The organism is Mesorhizobium monacense, from assembly GCF_056781675.1.
The window spans coordinates 3488779-3503507 of the sequence record NZ_CM165567.1 but is presented as its reverse complement, the minus strand read 5'-3'; the positions used below and the strand labels follow the sequence as shown (position 1 = coordinate 3503507).

Sequence of the window (14729 nt, the reverse complement as noted above, 5' to 3'; positions counted from 1 at the left end):
TCCGCTGCGTGCCCTTATTCCCCCAACACCGTCGCAGTCAGGTGCACCTCGACAAACCCTTGGACGGAACGCGTTTCGCCATTGGTGCTTGCACCCACCCTTCATCTCCATCATCAATCAGCAAAACAGAAGCGACGGGACATGCGTTTGACCATCCCCAACATGATCACGATCATGCGCTTTCTGCTGGTGCCCGCCGTGGTGCTGGCCATGTTGCAGGCGCACTGGGGCTGGGCGTTTGCCGGCTTCCTCGTCGCCGGCATTTCCGATGGCGTCGACGGTTTCATCGCCCGCCGCTACAACCAGCATTCCGAGCTCGGTGCCTATCTCGACCCGATGGCCGACAAGGTGCTGCTGGTTTCGGTGTTCGTGGTCATGGGCTTCATCGGCGAGCTGCCGCTGTGGCTGGTCGTCACCATGGTGTCGCGCGATGCGCTGATCATCTGCGCGGTGCTTTTGTCGACCGTGATGGCGCACCCGGTCGAGATGAAGCCGCTCTTCGTGTCGAAGGCCAACACCGCCATCCAGATCGTGCTGGCGGCGGTGGTGCTGGGCGAGCTTGCCTTCGACATCCATCTCGACCCGCTGAGGCCCGCGCTCATATTGCTGTCCGGGGTCTTGACCGTGGCTTCGGCCGCGGCCTATCTCGTGGGCTGGCTGAGGCATATGAGCGGCTATGGCGAAGGCTCCACACCGGGCACCTGATCAAGGATCGATCGAAGCGGCCGCCGAGGTCGCGGCGGCCGGCGAAGCTGCGTCTCTTGCGTTCCGCCGCCAGATCTTCTTCTGGCTGGCCACGGCCGTGCTGCCGGCGCTGTTCCTCTACGTCTTCTCCAGCATCCTGCTGCCGTTCGTCGCCGGCATGGTGTTGGCCTATTTCCTCGATCCCGTCGCCGACCGGCTGCAACGGCTCGGCCTCTCCAGGCTGATGGCGACGGTGGTTATCCTCATTGCCTTCATCGTCGTCCTGGTGCTGGCCTTCGTCATCCTTGTGCCGGTGCTGGCCACGCAGATGGCCGATTTCGCCGGCAAGCTGCCGGAATACCTGACCCGCCTGCAGGGACTGATCACCAGCTTCGACCCGATATGGCTGGAACAGAAATTCGGCGTCAACGCCAATAGCCTGCGTGACGGGCTGAACTCGCTGCTCACCTCCGGCTTCGGTTTGTTGAGCACCGTCTTCACCTCGATCTGGAGTTCGGGCGTGGCGCTGGTCTCGGTGGTCAGCCTGTTCGTGGTCACGCCCGTGGTCGCTTTCTACATGCTGCTCGACTGGGACCGCATGGTGGCGATCGTCGACAGCTGGGTGCCGCGCGACTATGTCCAGACGGTCAGGGCGATCGCCAGGGACATCAACACCGCCACCGCCGGCTTCGTGCGCGGCCAAGGCACGCTCTGCCTTGTGCTGGGCGCCATGTACGCCACCGGCCTGACGCTGACCGGGCTCAATTTCGGCATCCTGATCGGCCTGTTTGCCGGGCTGATCTCCTTCATACCCTATGTCGGCTCGCTGACCGGGCTGGTGCTGGCCGTCGGGGTCGCCTTCGTCCAGTTCTTGCCGGACTGGATGATGGTTGTGGCGGTGGCCGCCGTGTTCTTCGTCGGCCAGTTCATCGAGGGCAACATTTTGCAGCCGCGGCTGGTCGGCAAAAGCGTCGGCCTGCATCCGGTGTGGCTGATGTTCGCGCTGTTTGCCTTCGGCGCGCTGTTCGGCTTCGTCGGCCTGTTGATCGCCGTGCCGGCCTCGGCCGCCGTGGCCGTGCTGGTGCGCTTTGCCATTGCCCGCTATCTCGAATCGCCGCTCTACAAGGGCCATGCCACCGAACCCGTCCCGCCGCTGCCGGCCAACCGCCGCAAGGAACCGCGTGGCTGAGCCTGATGGCTGACCAGAAAACCGACCCGCCGCGCCAGCTGCCGCTCGATCTCGGCCACGGCACCGGCTATTCGCGCGACGAGCTCGTCGTCTCCGGCACCAACAGCCAGGCCGCAGCGCTGGTCGACCGCTGGCCGGATTGGCCGTCGCCGGTGGTGGTGCTGGCCGGCCCGGCAGGCTCGGGCAAGACGCATCTGGCCTCGATTTGGCACGCGCGGGCCAAGGCAGTGGCGATCGAGGCAAACCGCATCGAAGACCGCATCGCCGGCCTCGGCGACAGGCCGGCGCTGATCGACGATGTCGACAAGGCACGGATTGATGAGGCGGGCCTGTTCCACCTCATCAACGCCGTGCGCGGCGCCGGCTCGACCCTGCTGTTGACAGCGCGGCGTTTTCCACTGGCCTGGGGTGTGGCGCTTCCTGATCTTGTCTCGCGGCTGAAGGCGGCGGCAACGGTCGAGATCCACGAGCCCGACGACCTCCTGCTCGCGGGCGTCATCACAAAGCTGTTCGCCGACCGCCAGGTCGAGGTCGAGCCGCATGTCGTGCAATATTTGGTGCGCCGCATCGAGCGCTCGCTGGCCACCGCCATGCGCGTCGTCGAACGGCTCGACCGCATAGCCCTGGAGCGCAAGACGCCGATCACCCGCGCGCTCGCCGCCGAGACCGTCAGCGCCATGGACGAAGGGCAGGGCGAGTTCGAGATTTAGGCGCCTGACGAAAAGCTTCCCTTCTCAGGAGGAGAAGGCGGTCGCCGCTGTCCCATTTCGGGATCAAATCACTGGCATCCATCTTGCAGCACCAGTTTGCCGGCTTAACCCCCGGTCCTGATTGCGTTCCAAATCAGGTTGTAGGCTCGCCGGGAGTTGTGGCGGTTGGGGTCCTCGCCCGGCGAGCTTGCCTTCTTATGTCGCCCGAATGGGCGTATCGATCCTAATTCCCAAGCGGTCCTCCACTTTCGTGGCAATTTCGTTCAAGGTCGCCATCAGCCTGTTGATCTGCGACAGGGTGGTGGCCATCTCCGGACCATATCGCGTCACCAGATACTCCCGGCTCCCCGTAAGATTGGTCAGGTGGTGTGCCGTGCGTTTTCGCAGGGAAAGTCCCGAGGCGGCCGCTCTCGAGGTGCGTTCGGCAAAATCATGCTGCAAGCCGCGCACCGACTTGTGATCAGAACCAGTCAGCAGCAGATGGGCATTCAGGTAGAGTTCGATTGCGTGAAGCGCGGCGAAACGACATGGCACCAATGAAAGCGCATTGCCCTTGCGTCGATTTTCAAACAAGTGGTTCGCGGCCAGTCTGAACTCGCTAGCGAGTTTCAGGATCTGCTCAGCTGTTGCTCCTTCACCAGGATAGGAAGCGCCCATTCTACTTGCGTAGCCCCAAACCGCCACCCCGGCAGTCCTTGAAGATGACTTGACGTCAAGCGCCACGTCAAGGCCTCAGCCCTCCTCGCCGGCCTGCCCGGCTCGCTCCACGCCGAAGCGCCGCCTGTAATCTCCCGGCACCAGCCCCGTTATCCTGGCGAACACTTTTCGAAACGAGCCGGGGTCGTCATAGCCGACGTCCCAGGCGATCTGGTCGACGGATCGCGTCGTCATTTCCAGCATGTCGCGCGCCTTGCCGACCCGCAGGTGCTGGCAATATTCGGTTGGCTTGAGGCCGGTGGCGCTGCGGAAGCGGCGCAGGAAGGTTCGCTCCTCCAGCCCGGCCTGCTCGGCCATAGAGCCGAGCGTGACATCGCGCGCGCCCCTTGCCTGCAGCCAGTGCTGCACCTTGAGGATCGCCTCGTCGCCATGGCTCAGCCGCGGCGCGAAGGGGCTGTAGAAACGCTGCTCGCGTCCCGGCGGGTAGACCAGCATAAAGCGCGCCGTCGCCATCATGACTGCCGGGCCAAGCATCCTGTCGACCAGCTTGAGGCCGAGATCGGTCCAGGCCATGTAGCCGCCGGCGGTGATGATGTCGCCATCGTCGATGACCAGCCTGTCAGCGTCGAGCAGGATATCGGGAAAGCGTTTGGCCAGCGCCTCGCTATAGGCCCAGTGCGTCGTGGCAGCGCGGCTGGACAGCAGGCCGGTTTCGGCAAGCACGAAGGCACCGGCGCAGACCGAGCCCAGCGTCGCGCCTGCTGCGTGGCGGGCTCTCAGCCACTCGGCATAGGGTGCCGCCGCCTCGCGTGCGATCGGATCGCCGAGGGTCGGCGGCAGGATGGCCATGGCCGGCCCGTTGTCGGGCCTGGGCTCGCTGCCCTTCGGCCCGCTGTCGAAGCTACGGATGATGGCATCGTCCTGCAATTGCCAATGGCTGACGCGAAGCCGCGGCGCCTGTGTCGACCGCGCCTGCGCCAGCTGGTCGGCAAGCATGAAAAGATCGGTGAGCCCAAGCACGGCCGCCTGCTGCGCGCCGGGATAGACGACGAGTCCGATTTCGATCGGATCACGCACAGCGGCCATCTGTCAGTTTTGCCTCGTTCAATGTCTGTTTTGCCAATCCTCACCATGGCCGAGCTTCACTAGCTTGTCTACAGAAGGAGCGAACCTTCCCCGACAACCATCCAACTTCAGGAGCAGGACGATGAGCACATTCACCACCAGCGACGGTACCGAGATATTCTACAAGGATTGGGGCACCGGCCAGCCAGTCGTTTTCCATCACGGCTGGCCGCTCAGTTCCGACGACTGGGACAACCAGATGCTGTTCTTCCTCGACAAGGGTTTTCGCGTCATCGCCCATGACCGGCGCGGCCATGGCCGTTCCTCGCAGACCGCGACCGGCAACGACATGGACACCTATGCCGCCGACGTCGCAGCACTTGCCGAGCATCTCGATCTCAAGCATGCCGTCCATATCGGCCATTCGACCGGCGGTGGCGAGGTGGCGCGCTACGTTGCCCGCCACGGCGGCGGCCGCGTCGCCAAGGCGGTGCTGATCGGTGCGGTGCCGCCCATCATGGTCAAGTCCGACAGCAACCCGGGCGGCCTGCCGATAGAGGTCTTCGACGGCTTTCGCGCAGCTCTTGTCGCCAACCGCGCCCAGTTCTTCAGGGATGTTCCGGCGGGTCCGTTCTACGGCTTCAACCGCGACGGCGCCAAGGTCTCGCAAGGGGTCATCGACAATTGGTGGCGCCAAGGCATGATGGGCGGCGCCAAGGCCCACTACGACTGCATCAAGGCTTTCTCCGAGACCGACTTCACCGACGATCTCAGGAAGCTCGACGTGCCCGTGCTGATCATGCATGGCGGCGACGACCAGATCGTGCCAATCGAGGATTCGGCCCTGCTGGCGGCAAAGCTGGTCAAGCAAGGCACGCTGAAGGTCTATGAGGGCCTGTCGCATGGCATGTGCACCACGCATCCGGAGATCATCAACCCGGACCTGCTGGCCTTCATCCAGAGCTGACGCGGCATTGCCGATGCAGGCGTGGCGGCCACGACGCGAGCCGCCTTTGGAGACAAATGGCCGCTTTGGCGGTCATGCGCGGCGAGAAAGACCTTCGCCGCGCCTCGCTGTCGAATTCATGGAAGCTAGCGCGCCGATTGTTTTCTGGCGGCGATCGCGCAGAGGAAGGCCAGTGCGGCGGCGTCGCATGCCGTGCGAGACGGGCCTTTGGCGAAAAGAACCGCGTCCGCGGCTGGGATCGTCAGGCCATATTTTTTGGCGAAAGAGGTAACTTCATACGGCTGGTCGTCAGCTTGACTGCGTCTCTCGAACTCATATTCCATGCACTGTCTCCTCCCGTTCTACGACCCTGTCCCCTCCTTGGTCAGACGCAAAAATTTAACCACCGACGGCCGGCGCAAGTCCAGCAATTGGGAATTGTGCTAAAACGATACATTCTGAAATCGCGCTCCAACGGCGGTTGCAGGAAACCGCGTGGGGATCGAACGGCAGGCATGGCAGCCGAGGCGACAGAACAGTCGTCACTGCCGGGATCGTATCGTTCATGTAGGGAAATGGTCGGAGTGGAGAGATTCGAACTCCCGACCCTCTGGTCCCAAACCAGATGCGCTACCAGGCTGCGCTACACTCCGAGTTGCTGCGGCGTATAAGGTTCCGGGCCTTGCCGCGCAACCCCCTTGAGCGATGAAACCGCGCAAAGTGCGGCAGTGGCGCGAAAAGCCGCCGCGATCGCCTCCCTGGACGCCAGAGACGGGATTGCCGGCTCCGAGCGGATGGCCGTGCGCCGCCATGCGCCCACATGACGGCGGATCGGCACCGGCCTGGCCGGCGATGCTACATCGCCATCTTCTCGCAGGCCTTCATGGCCTCTGGCGTCGAGGTGTCGACGACGTAGGTCTTGCCGTCGTCGCCGGTCATTATCATGACGCAATGATCGAGCGGCTTGGCCATCTTCATCATGTCGCCCATCATCTTGTCGTCGGGCTTCATCATCATCGTGCCCATATGTCCGTCCGGCATGATGGCGACGACCTCGCCGCCTTTCATCATTTTCATCATGCCCATGGCGTCATCGGCCAGAGCCGGTGTCGCGGAAAGGGCGATAAGGCAGAGTGCGGATTTGAGAAGCTGCATGTTTTCCTCCTGGCCGCCGGCGGATCAAGGCGCGAAACGGTCTTGCCTGGCGGGCACTTGTCGCAGTTCGCTGCCGGGATGGCAGGGCGACTCTTGGTATTCGCTGGAGGAGTTGGCTTTGTTACGCGCGCCAGGCGTTCTTGCAGGAATAAATCGCGGGTTGGCCATCGTCGACGCGACGCATCGATTGTGCCGGCATCCGCTCTAACTCTTTGTTTTTACGTAATTCCGGACGGAAAGCCGTTGCGCACTTTTCCTGGAATTGCTTTGCGCGTCCGCCGGGCGATCTTGCGGGCGAGCGCGTCGCCCTGGATGCGGGCATTGGAAAAACAGCCGCGGATGCTCGGCCGCATGCCGGTGAACCAGAGGCCGGGCAGTTTCGGATCGCTGTCGGAACCGTTGAACAGCGGCACCCCCTTGCCGTCGAGCACGCCGAGCTTGCCGATCATCGTCTCCAGCCCGGTACGGTAGCCGGTGGCGGCAATGACGATGTCGGGCGCGATCGTCTGGCCATTGTCGAGAATGACGCCGTCCGGCGTGAATTCGCGCAGCTGCGGCACGACGATGATCCTGCCTGCCTTGATGGCGGCGGCGGCGCCGTCGTCGGCGGCGATCGCCGTGTAGTCGCCGGCCAGGCGGCTGGCGCCGCCCGAAGGCGACGCAGGCAGGCCGAATTTGCTGAGGTCGCCGAGAACGAGCCGCTGCGTGGCCGCGATCACGGCGTCGGCGAGCCACACCGGCAGGCGCGCCAGCAGCGGCGAAAACCGGTGCACGGCGATCTTGCGGCCGATGCGCTTGGGCAGCAGCGCCGGGCCGTTGCGCGCCGACAGCCACATCTGACCGGGGTTCGCCCCGGCGAGGTGATTGAGCGCGTCGAAGCCCGAATTGCCGGCGCCGACCACGAGCACCGTCTTGCCGTTATAATCCCTGGCCGAGCCGAAATCCGCCGAATGGACAATCCGTCCGGCAAAGTCCTTCATGCCTTTCCACTGCGGAATGAAAGGCTGGCGGTCGCGCCCGGTGGCGACGACGACATGGCGCGCGCGCCGGGGACCGGCGCTGGTCTGCACGATCCAGTGGTCGCCGCCGGACACGATCTCGTCGACGGCGACGCCGAACGTGACCGGCAGCCGGTGCGTCTCGGCGAATTGGTTGAGGTGGCGGATGACGGCGGTTCGGTGCGGAAATCCGGGCGTGCCGGCGGGGTAGGTGACACCCGGCAGCGCAGAAAGGTCGCGATGCGTGTTGAGATGCAGGTTCTCGTGCCGCCGGTGCCAGGGCTCGGCCAACCGGTTCTCGCGCTCCAGCACCTGCACCGCCACGCCGGCCCTGATCAGCGCGTGCGCGGCGGCGAGCCCGGCCGCGCCGCCGCCGATCACGATCGCGCCGTCGAAGATTGCCGGTTCGCCGGTCCGCAAGGTTTCCGCCACCATGTCCGTCATTGTCATAACCGTGATTGGCACACCAGTGTATCCGACATATGCCGCATGCGGCGCCGCGCCAACTAGACGCGGTCGAAAGACCGTCGTCCGCGCGGTCGCAGACCGTCGTCTAGACGCGGTCGAAAGACCGTCGTCCGCGCGGTCAAAGACCCGCCGTCTGACTGCAAAACCTGTCGGCCTTGCCGCCGGCGCCATTGCACAGTAATGACGGGTTGGCGCACGACCCCGAGACCCTGAATCGGGTTTTTCGAGGGCAGGCGCCGATTCAGGAGTACCTGGAGGGTCGGCCCCAGGGAGCAACGAGGTGGTCATGTCCGCGCGCATTTTCAGCCCAGCCAAAACCGCGATGCAATCCGGCAAGGCCAAGACCGGACATTGGGTGCTGGAATTCGATCCCGCGCAGCGCAAGAAGATCGACCCGCTGATGGGCTACACCACTTCCGGCGACATGCTGAGCCAGATCAGGCTGACCTTCGACACCAGGGAAGAGGCGGTGGCCTACGCCGAGCGCGAAGGGCTCGCCTTCCGCGTCGAGGAACCGAAGGAACCCAAGCGCCGGCAGATTTCCTACGCGGAGAATTTCCGCTATGACCGCAGGACGCCTTGGACGCACTGACCGGCATTGCCGGGCAACGCCCGGGCGTGAAGACATCAGCCGGCGCGGCCGGCCAGCGGTCCCGTAGCTCAGCTGGATAGAGCACCGGCCTTCTAAGCCGATGGTCACAGGTTCGAATCCTGTCGGGATCGCCAACATTTCAATGGCTTAGCGTTTGCGCGGCGAGCAAGTTCCAACTCGGCCAGCACAGGCCCGGAAGCCGGTAGGTTCACGTGGCTGAGGCAGAGATTCAGGTCAGGCCAGCATCTCCTGAATCTAATGCAGATAATCCAAAAGCCACAGGATGATGATGACCGGTATCGGAATCCCGATGAGCCAGAGTAGCGCTCCTCGTGGCATGATGTCCTCCTTGGCTTGCAGGAGGGAACGCGCCCCGAGTGGCTTGGTTCAGCGAGCGGTATCGGTCTACTTTGGCCGGTGAACGGCAGGTGAGGGCGGTAGCTACAGAGGCGCCTGATCGGTCAAACGTTCGGAGAGCCGCCATAGAGCTGCACCCCGAGTTGCTCGCCTCTCCTCCACCGAACAACGGCGCGATAGGTGGCGTCGTCGGCTTGTACATGAAGCACAAAGCGATCCGGTATTTTCACGCCGGGAGCGACGCGCAACTCAGCTCCATTTTCGTGCTGATTTCTAACGGAGCAGCCTATCTCGGCGTCCTCCGTTGTGATGGTCGCTTCCTTCAGCACAATCTCTCGTGCATGAAGGCGCCGCTCTTTGCGGGGGGCGGACGGGTCCATTCGATACCTCACTTCTCCCGGAAATCCTGCAGCCCCCGGTTTTCCAGCTCTATGTCTTCCAGCCCCAAGTCTTCCTCGCCTCGATGATGCTTCACGCGACCGCTCAGTCCCGGACCGTAGCAGGCATGCTCACGCATCGGACCTCATGCAAATTGAATTTCAATTAATATCGTAGAGCTGTTTCCATTCCGTTAGCGGTCGCTAAAACGATTCCGGAAACCTTCCGGCCCCGGCCACCGTTCTGGTCGGCAGGCAGAACCAACGACAGCGTGCGACGGCCTGAACGCGGCAATCGGGCTTGCTCGGCCTACTCTACCAGCACATGCGCCTCACGGGCTGCGCCGACAAACGCATCCATGGCCGCATCGGCCGGAAGATCGCCGCTCATGGCACGGCGGCAGGCGCGCAGCGCCGAGCCGTGTTGCGCACTCCCGGCGTCGCGCCATTGGCCTGTCAGCAATTCGACTGCCTGCTGGGCATTGGAAATGTGCCGGATCGAGCCCGCGATGCCCACCGAAACCGCAACCGGCCTCGAAAACCATCCCTGGGTCATGGGTAAAACCCTTGCTGTTATGATCCACCAAAACGCAGAATGCGGCACTAGGTTTCATCACCGCGTCTCAACTGGGCGTGAACTGCCGGTTGCCGCTGATCTCTCCCTTGTGGCTGTCGCGAAACATGCGGCGCACTGTAAATGCGGCTTGAAGAACTCGTTATATTCTTGCTGAAAGAGCGCGACGCTGGTACTTGTTGGCGGCGCGGATTCAAAAATATCGAATCTGCGCCGGCTTGCGTAACGCACAAAATCGCGCATGCTGTCCCGGCCATGATCCCGAATGGTGGCAACCTGTTTCGAGAAGGATCATGGTCAAACGAGAAGCAGAGCCCCGTCCCGTAAAAGTGGGGGATGGCCAGCTCAGGCAATGCTCTGGATGTCTGATGCCATTGCCCCCATGGCGTTCGGAAGAGCAAGGCATATGGGGAAATAAATGGTCTCGAAGGAACTTACTTCCAACGCCGAAACAGCGGCCGCCTTCCTGTCCGTGATGGGCAACGGCAAGCGGCTTTTGATCATGAACTATCTGGCTGAGGGCGAATTGTCGGTCGGCGTTCTCGCCGACAAAGTCGAGCTCAGCCAGTCCGCGCTCTCGCAGCATCTTGCCAAGTTGCGGAGGTTCGGCATCGTCGAAACCCGCCGCGACCGGCAGATGGTCTACTATTCCTGCAAGTCGGCCGCCGCGCGCGAACTGCTTGCTTTGCTGGACGGCTTGCTGGCAAAGGAGAAGCCGCTCGCGGGCCGCCACCAGCAGTACGTCACCGAAAGGCAGCGCCGGTCGCAGGCAGCCTGAGGGCGGGGCGCCGGTATCGGCCGGGCACGGCCGTGCCCGGCGACGCGGCCTTAAGGCCCGTAGCTGGTGGTCAGGGTGGACGGCGTTGGGTCGGTTGTCGGCACCGAAACACCCGATTGTCGCTGGCGCGGCGCGGCATCACTGCCCCGTGCGCTGCCTGGCAACGACGCTGCGCACCGCCAGCACCAATACCGTGATGATGATCAGGATCACCGAAAGGGCCGCGATCGCCGGGTCGATGTTGTCGCGCAGGCCCATCCACATCAGCCTCGGCAGCGTGATCGCGTTGACCGAGGTGATGAACAGCGTCACGCCGATCTCTTCCCAGGACAGTACGAAGGACAGAAGTGCGGCGGTGACGATGCCGAACTTGATGTTGGGCATGATGATGCGCGTGGCGCGCTCCCACACGCTGGCGCCAAGGCCACGCGCGGCAAGGTCGATGCGCCGGTCGAGCTGGCTGAGCGAGACCAGGATCAGCACCGTGGCGAAAGGCACAGTCATCACCGAATGCGCCATGGCAACGCCCAGCCAAGTGTCGTAGCCGAAGAACGAGCTGAAGCCTGAGATCGAGGTCAGCAGGAAGTAGAGCGTGATCGCCGAGACCACCGGCGGCACCACCATCGGCAACAGCACGAAGCCGACGAGTGCGGCGGTGAAGCGCGGCTGGAACATCCACACACCGAGGCTGAAGCAGAGCGCCAGCACCGTCGAGATCGCGCTGCTGACGATGCCGATGCGGATCGAGAGCAGGATGGCGTCGATCCAGCGCGGATCCTCGATCAGCGCCCGGTAGTGGCGCAGCGACAATTCCCCCGTCGGCATTGCCAGCATTCGGCTCGGCGTCAGCGACACCGGAATGACGGCCAGCAGCGGCAACAGCAGGAACAGCGCCACCAGCGCGGCGAGGATCAGCGAGACGGGTCCGGGGCGATAGGTCGGCATGGCTACACCAGCTGCTTCGGCCGCACGTAGCGGAAGAGCAGCGCCATTAGCGCGCCGACGAACAGCACCAGCACGACGCTGATTGCCGCGCCCAGGCCCCAGTCCGGGCTCTGGAAGATGCGCAGGTAGATCAGCTCGGCGATCATCACGCTGCGGCCGCCGCCGAGGATCGCCGGCGTGACGAAGAAGCCCAGCGAGAACACGAAGACGATCAGCGCCGAGCCGATGATGCCGGAGCGCGTCATCGGCACGAACACCGACCAGAAGGTGCGCATGCGGCTGGAGCCGAGCCCGCGCGCCGCCAAAAGCACGCGGTCGTCCAGGCTGCGCATGGCGGAGGCCAGCGGAAACACCGCGAAGGGGATAAGGAAATGCGTCATGCCGACAATGACGCCGAATTCATTGCGCACCAGCGCCAGCGGCTCGGAGATGAAGCCGATCGATTGCAGCCAGCTGTTGATCAGGCCGCGGTTGGACAGCAGCGCCACCCAGCCGAAGGCGCGCGTCAGCACCGAGATCCAGAAGGGGACGAGAATGCAGAACTCGGCGACGATCCGCTGCGCCGGGCTGCCGCGCACCCAGACGACGGTGATGGCATAGGCCGCCGTCACCGACACCAAAGTGACGATCAGGGCGATGCGCAGCGTGCGGATGAACACCGACTGCACCAGCGGGTCGGTGGCCAGAGCGCCATATTGCCCGAGCCCCGGCGTCGGCAGCGTGACGCTCCACTTGACCACGCCAAGGAACGGCCAGGCGTAGGCGAGCACAAGAAACAGGAGCAGCGGCGCCATCAACAGCGCCGCGCCCATCCTGTCGGAGAGGGTGCCTCTCATGTCGTCGGATGATCCCGGCGCGGTCAGGCCGAGATGATCTTGGTGTATTCGTCGAGCGCCGGACCGTAGTTCTTGGCGTACCAGTCCATGTCGAGCGCGATCTGCTTCTTCATGTTCTCGGGGTCGACCGGATTGATGCGCTTCTTGTCGGCGGGGATCAGTGCGTCGGCGGCCGGGTTGGCCGGGCCCTGTCCGAGCTTGTCGAACATGACGAGCTGCTTTGCCGGGTCCTGGGCGCTGGCGATGAACTTCATCGCCGCTTCCTTGCCGCCGGGATTGCCCTTCAGCACGGCCAGCGCGCCAGGCGAGATCAGGCCCTGGTCCCAGATGAACTTGATCTTGCCGCCCGAGTCCTGCTCGATCAGCGAGGCGCGTGTCGACCACACGATGGCCATCGAGGCTTCGCCGTTGAGCAGCACGCTCTGGCTCTCGGCGCCGCCGCCCCAATAGGCGACGACGTTCTCCTTGAAGGCGGCGATCTTGTCATGCGCGCGCTTCAAGTCGAGCGGGTAGAGCGAAGCCGGCGCGATGCCGTCGGCCAGCAGTGCGGCTTCCCAGCTCGACACGCCCCATTTGTAGAGCGAGCGCTTGCCGGGGAATTTCTTGACGTCGAAGAAATCGGCCATGCCGGTCGGCGCGTTGCTGCCGTATTTCTCGGAATCGTAGGCGATGACATAGGAGAAGAAATAGGTCGAGGCGGCGTATTCCCAGCCAAAACCCTCGCGCATCTTCTTCTTGTCGACGATGGCATAGTCGATCGGCTCGAGAGCGCCCTGGGCGCCGAGCGTGATGGCCGAGAACGGGTCGACGTCGACGAGGTCCCAGGTCGGCGCGCCGCTCTTGAACTGCGCGGCGATGGCGCCTTCGGTCGGGCCCGAGCCGTCCATCTTGACGGTGATGCCGGTTTCCTTGGTGAAGGCCTGGCCATAGGCGGCGTCATAGGCGGTGATAGCGTCGCCGCCCCAGTTCACCAGCACGAGTTCCTTGGCCTGCGCAAAGGCGCCGGTCGAGCGCAGCAGCATCGGCGTGCCGGCCAGCACCAGCGCGGCCAGTTGCGTGAACTGCCGGCGCGAGATCTCGCCGCGTGTTGCCCTGGCGGAGAGGGATTCGATAGCATTTCTCTTGGAGTTGTTCATGTCAGTTCCCCTTTTTTCGTTGGTCGTTGCAGTAGTTAGTGCGAATCCCGGAATCATCACTCGAGGCTTCGCCACCTTGACGTCATCCTCCATCCGGAAGGAGGAAACCTTTTTCGGCCGGCCAGGTCAGCCAGACCGAGTTGCCCTTGCTGAGTGCGGCGGCCGCAACCTCGTTCGGCACCGAGACCGTCACTCGTGAACCTTGGCGCGTGGTGAGGTCCAGTTTGGTCGCAGCGCCCAGATAGGTGGCGGCTATTGCCGTGGCGGCAATGCCGTTCTCGCCCACAGCCGCCTCGCGCGCGATCGACATGTGCTCGGGCCGGATCGCCAGAATGGCGTTGCCGCCGACGGTGCCCGGATTGCCGCGCAGGCTGACAGCGCGGTCTTCGCAGAGCCCGACAGTGCCATTTTCGGCGCTGCGCACGCCCTTCAGCGGCAGCATGTTGATCTCGCCGAGGAACTCGGCGACGAAGCGGTTGGCCGGCCGGTCGTAGACCTCGTCGGGCGCGCCGACCTGCAGCAGTTTGCCGTGGTTGAAGATGGCGACACGCGACGACAGCGCCAGTGCTTCGCTCTGGTCGTGGGTGACGAAGACGAAGGTGGTGCCGGTCTCCTGGTGCAGCCGCTTCATCTCGGCCTGCATCTGGCCGCGCAGGCTCTTGTCCAGCGCCGAAAACGGCTCGTCGAGCAGAAGCACGCCCGGTTCGAACACCAGCGCGCGGGCGAGCGCCACGCGCTGCTGCTGGCCGCCGGAAAGCTGCGCCGGCAGTTTCGTCTCGTGGCCCTTCAGCCCGACGCGCTCGATCATCTCGCCGACACGGCGCTTGATCTCGGCGGCCGATTTCTTGCGCACCTTGAGCGGGAAGGCGATGTTGGCCTCGACCGACATATGCGGGAACAGCGCATAGCCCTGGAATACCATGCCGGCGGCGCGCTGCTCGGCCGGCCGCTCGGTGATGTCGACGCCGTCGCTGTAGAGGCGGCCGTCGCTCGGCTTTACGAAGCCGGCCAGGATCATCAGGAAGGTGGTCTTGCCAGAGCCGGAGGGCCCGAGCAGCGTCAAAAACTCGCCGCGGCCGATATCGAGCGTCAGATTGTCCAGCGCCCGGAACGAGCCAAAGCTCTTGCCGATCCCGATTGCCTTGATCTCTGCGGCCCGGCCGGGTTGCTGCATCCTGCCTTTATCCTCACTCCGATTGAAATCGTAGGGCAGGGCGCGGCCTCACCGCAACCGAATAGTTTTCGCCTGATCGGCAAATTTG

General features: G+C 63.9%; 18 protein-coding genes and 2 tRNA genes. 7 read left to right on the top strand and 13 right to left on the bottom strand.

Annotated features, from left to right (window positions below; translation table 11 throughout):
• Positions 1 to 147: 147 nt before the first annotated feature.
• Genes AC1RUK_RS17110 through hdaA form a run of 3 tightly spaced genes read left to right on the top strand, consistent with a single transcriptional unit; the run spans position 148 to position 2583 of the window.
• Entirely contained in the window at positions 148 to 705 is a 558-nt protein-coding gene (locus AC1RUK_RS17110) for a CDP-alcohol phosphatidyltransferase family protein (RefSeq protein ID WP_481839475.1), read from the top strand.
• Entirely contained in the window at positions 677 to 1873 is a 1197-nt protein-coding gene (locus AC1RUK_RS17105) for an AI-2E family transporter (RefSeq protein ID WP_481834674.1), read from the top strand. Before AC1RUK_RS17110 ends, AC1RUK_RS17105 begins: the two co-directional genes overlap by 29 nt.
• A gap of 5 nt (positions 1874 to 1878) precedes the next feature.
• Positions 1879 to 2583 (top strand): DnaA regulatory inactivator HdaA, encoded by a 705-nt coding sequence (gene hdaA / locus AC1RUK_RS17100; protein WP_481834675.1) that lies wholly within the window; start codon positions 1879 to 1881, stop codon positions 2581 to 2583.
• Between the two features lie 195 nt (positions 2584 to 2778).
• Here hdaA and AC1RUK_RS17095 read toward each other — a convergent pair whose 3' ends face one another.
• The gene (locus AC1RUK_RS17095; RefSeq protein WP_481834676.1) at positions 2779 to 3240 is read right to left on the bottom strand and encodes a hypothetical protein; all 462 of its coding nucleotides are present in this window, start codon (positions 3238 to 3240) and stop codon (positions 2779 to 2781) included.
• A 75-nt stretch (positions 3241 to 3315) separates the two neighbouring features.
• Positions 3316 to 4326, bottom strand: coding sequence for a GlxA family transcriptional regulator (locus tag AC1RUK_RS17090; RefSeq protein WP_481834677.1), 1011 nt, complete (start codon positions 4324 to 4326; stop codon positions 3316 to 3318).
• Positions 4327 to 4447: 121 nt separating this feature from the next.
• Between AC1RUK_RS17090 and AC1RUK_RS17085 the strand changes: the two genes are divergently transcribed.
• On the top strand, positions 4448 to 5272 hold the full coding sequence (locus AC1RUK_RS17085; protein WP_436174002.1) for an alpha/beta fold hydrolase: 825 nt from the start codon (positions 4448 to 4450) through the stop codon (positions 5270 to 5272).
• 125 nt (positions 5273 to 5397) lie between these two features.
• On the opposite strand, the gene AC1RUK_RS17080 is transcribed toward AC1RUK_RS17085, so the two are convergent.
• The 4 genes from AC1RUK_RS17080 to AC1RUK_RS17065 all read right to left on the bottom strand — a co-directional run bounded on the left by AC1RUK_RS17080 (position 5398) and on the right by AC1RUK_RS17065 (position 7839).
• A complete protein-coding gene (locus AC1RUK_RS17080) occupies positions 5398 to 5595 on the bottom strand; it encodes a hypothetical protein (RefSeq protein WP_436174003.1) in 198 nt (65 codons plus the stop codon).
• 232 nt (positions 5596 to 5827) lie between these two features.
• Positions 5828 to 5904: transfer RNA gene (locus AC1RUK_RS17075), tRNA-Pro, on the bottom strand.
• A gap of 202 nt (positions 5905 to 6106) precedes the next feature.
• Complete coding sequence (locus AC1RUK_RS17070; RefSeq protein ID WP_481834678.1) at positions 6107 to 6406, bottom strand: hypothetical protein; 300 nt, start codon at positions 6404 to 6406, stop codon at positions 6107 to 6109.
• 218 nt (positions 6407 to 6624) lie between these two features.
• Entirely contained in the window at positions 6625 to 7839 is a 1215-nt protein-coding gene (locus tag AC1RUK_RS17065) for a flavin-containing monooxygenase (RefSeq protein WP_481839476.1), read from the bottom strand.
• A gap of 319 nt (positions 7840 to 8158) precedes the next feature.
• On the opposite strand from AC1RUK_RS17065, the gene AC1RUK_RS17060 reads away from it, so the two are divergent.
• Positions 8159 to 8464, top strand: coding sequence for an ETC complex I subunit (locus AC1RUK_RS17060; protein WP_120016729.1), 306 nt, complete (start codon positions 8159 to 8161; stop codon positions 8462 to 8464).
• 57 nt (positions 8465 to 8521) lie between these two features.
• A tRNA-Arg gene (locus AC1RUK_RS17055) sits at positions 8522 to 8598 on the top strand.
• 327 nt (positions 8599 to 8925) lie between these two features.
• Here AC1RUK_RS17055 and AC1RUK_RS17050 read toward each other — a convergent pair.
• From AC1RUK_RS17050 to AC1RUK_RS17040, 3 genes are all read right to left on the bottom strand, one after another.
• Positions 8926 to 9201, bottom strand: a complete 276-nt coding sequence (locus AC1RUK_RS17050) for a PilZ domain-containing protein (protein WP_481840067.1) — start codon at positions 9199 to 9201, stop codon at positions 8926 to 8928.
• Positions 9202 to 9209: 8 nt separating this feature from the next.
• Complete coding sequence (locus AC1RUK_RS17045; RefSeq protein ID WP_481834680.1) at positions 9210 to 9338, bottom strand: hypothetical protein; 129 nt, start codon at positions 9336 to 9338, stop codon at positions 9210 to 9212.
• A gap of 170 nt (positions 9339 to 9508) precedes the next feature.
• Positions 9509 to 9754 carry a DUF982 domain-containing protein gene (locus AC1RUK_RS17040; protein ID WP_192181410.1) on the bottom strand — a complete coding sequence of 82 codons (246 nt, stop codon included), beginning with the start codon at positions 9752 to 9754 and terminating at the stop codon, positions 9509 to 9511.
• A 436-nt stretch (positions 9755 to 10190) separates the two neighbouring features.
• On the opposite strand from AC1RUK_RS17040, the gene AC1RUK_RS17035 reads away from it, so the two are divergent.
• Entirely contained in the window at positions 10191 to 10550 is a 360-nt protein-coding gene (locus AC1RUK_RS17035) for an ArsR/SmtB family transcription factor (RefSeq protein ID WP_481834681.1), read from the top strand.
• 138 nt (positions 10551 to 10688) lie between these two features.
• Here AC1RUK_RS17035 and AC1RUK_RS17030 read toward each other — a convergent pair whose 3' ends face one another.
• The 4 genes from AC1RUK_RS17030 to AC1RUK_RS17015 all read right to left on the bottom strand — a co-directional run bounded on the left by AC1RUK_RS17030 (position 10689) and on the right by AC1RUK_RS17015 (position 14641).
• Complete coding sequence (locus tag AC1RUK_RS17030) at positions 10689 to 11495, bottom strand: ABC transporter permease (RefSeq protein WP_481834682.1); 807 nt, start codon at positions 11493 to 11495, stop codon at positions 10689 to 10691.
• A 2-nt stretch (positions 11496 to 11497) separates the two neighbouring features.
• Entirely contained in the window at positions 11498 to 12331 is an 834-nt protein-coding gene (locus tag AC1RUK_RS17025) for an ABC transporter permease (RefSeq protein ID WP_481834683.1), read from the bottom strand.
• A gap of 23 nt (positions 12332 to 12354) precedes the next feature.
• Positions 12355 to 13467: an ABC transporter substrate-binding protein gene (locus AC1RUK_RS17020; protein ID WP_481840066.1), complete on the bottom strand. Its 1113-nt coding sequence runs from the start codon at positions 13465 to 13467 to the stop codon at positions 12355 to 12357.
• 82 nt (positions 13468 to 13549) lie between these two features.
• A complete protein-coding gene (locus tag AC1RUK_RS17015) occupies positions 13550 to 14641 on the bottom strand; it encodes an ABC transporter ATP-binding protein (protein ID WP_481834684.1) in 1092 nt (363 codons plus the stop codon).
• Positions 14642 to 14729 lie beyond the last annotated feature (88 nt).

Excerpts from the sequence above, each read along its gene's own strand:
- AC1RUK_RS17020 (WP_481840066.1), bottom strand. The coding sequence starts at position 13,467 with ATGAACAACTCCAAGAGAAATGCTATCGAATCCCTCTCCGCCAGGGCA.
- AC1RUK_RS17060 (WP_120016729.1), top strand. The coding sequence starts at position 8,159 with ATGTCCGCGCGCATTTTCAGCCCAGCCAAAACCGCGATGCAATCCGGC.
- AC1RUK_RS17090 (WP_481834677.1), bottom strand. The coding sequence starts at position 4,326 with ATGGCCGCTGTGCGTGATCCGATCGAAATCGGACTCGTCGTCTATCCC.
- AC1RUK_RS17080 (WP_436174003.1), bottom strand. The coding sequence starts at position 5,595 with ATGGAATATGAGTTCGAGAGACGCAGTCAAGCTGACGACCAGCCGTAT.
- AC1RUK_RS17015 (WP_481834684.1), bottom strand. The coding sequence starts at position 14,641 with ATGCAGCAACCCGGCCGGGCCGCAGAGATCAAGGCAATCGGGATCGGC.
- AC1RUK_RS17045 (WP_481834680.1), bottom strand. The coding sequence starts at position 9,338 with ATGCGTGAGCATGCCTGCTACGGTCCGGGACTGAGCGGTCGCGTGAAG.
- AC1RUK_RS17070 (WP_481834678.1), bottom strand. The coding sequence starts at position 6,406 with ATGCAGCTTCTCAAATCCGCACTCTGCCTTATCGCCCTTTCCGCGACA.
- AC1RUK_RS17105 (WP_481834674.1), top strand. The coding sequence starts at position 677 with ATGGCGAAGGCTCCACACCGGGCACCTGATCAAGGATCGATCGAAGCG.
- AC1RUK_RS17050 (WP_481840067.1), bottom strand. The coding sequence starts at position 9,201 with ATGGACCCGTCCGCCCCCCGCAAAGAGCGGCGCCTTCATGCACGAGAG.
- AC1RUK_RS17030 (WP_481834682.1), bottom strand. The coding sequence starts at position 11,495 with ATGCCGACCTATCGCCCCGGACCCGTCTCGCTGATCCTCGCCGCGCTG.
- AC1RUK_RS17065 (WP_481839476.1), bottom strand. The coding sequence starts at position 7,839 with ATGGTGGCGGAAACCTTGCGGACCGGCGAACCGGCAATCTTCGACGGC.
- AC1RUK_RS17035 (WP_481834681.1), top strand. The coding sequence starts at position 10,191 with ATGGTCTCGAAGGAACTTACTTCCAACGCCGAAACAGCGGCCGCCTTC.
- AC1RUK_RS17095 (WP_481834676.1), bottom strand. The coding sequence starts at position 3,240 with ATGGGCGCTTCCTATCCTGGTGAAGGAGCAACAGCTGAGCAGATCCTG.
- AC1RUK_RS17025 (WP_481834683.1), bottom strand. The coding sequence starts at position 12,331 with ATGAGAGGCACCCTCTCCGACAGGATGGGCGCGGCGCTGTTGATGGCG.
- hdaA (WP_481834675.1), top strand. The coding sequence starts at position 1,879 with ATGGCTGACCAGAAAACCGACCCGCCGCGCCAGCTGCCGCTCGATCTC.
- AC1RUK_RS17040 (WP_192181410.1), bottom strand. The coding sequence starts at position 9,754 with ATGACCCAGGGATGGTTTTCGAGGCCGGTTGCGGTTTCGGTGGGCATC.
- AC1RUK_RS17085 (WP_436174002.1), top strand. The coding sequence starts at position 4,448 with ATGAGCACATTCACCACCAGCGACGGTACCGAGATATTCTACAAGGAT.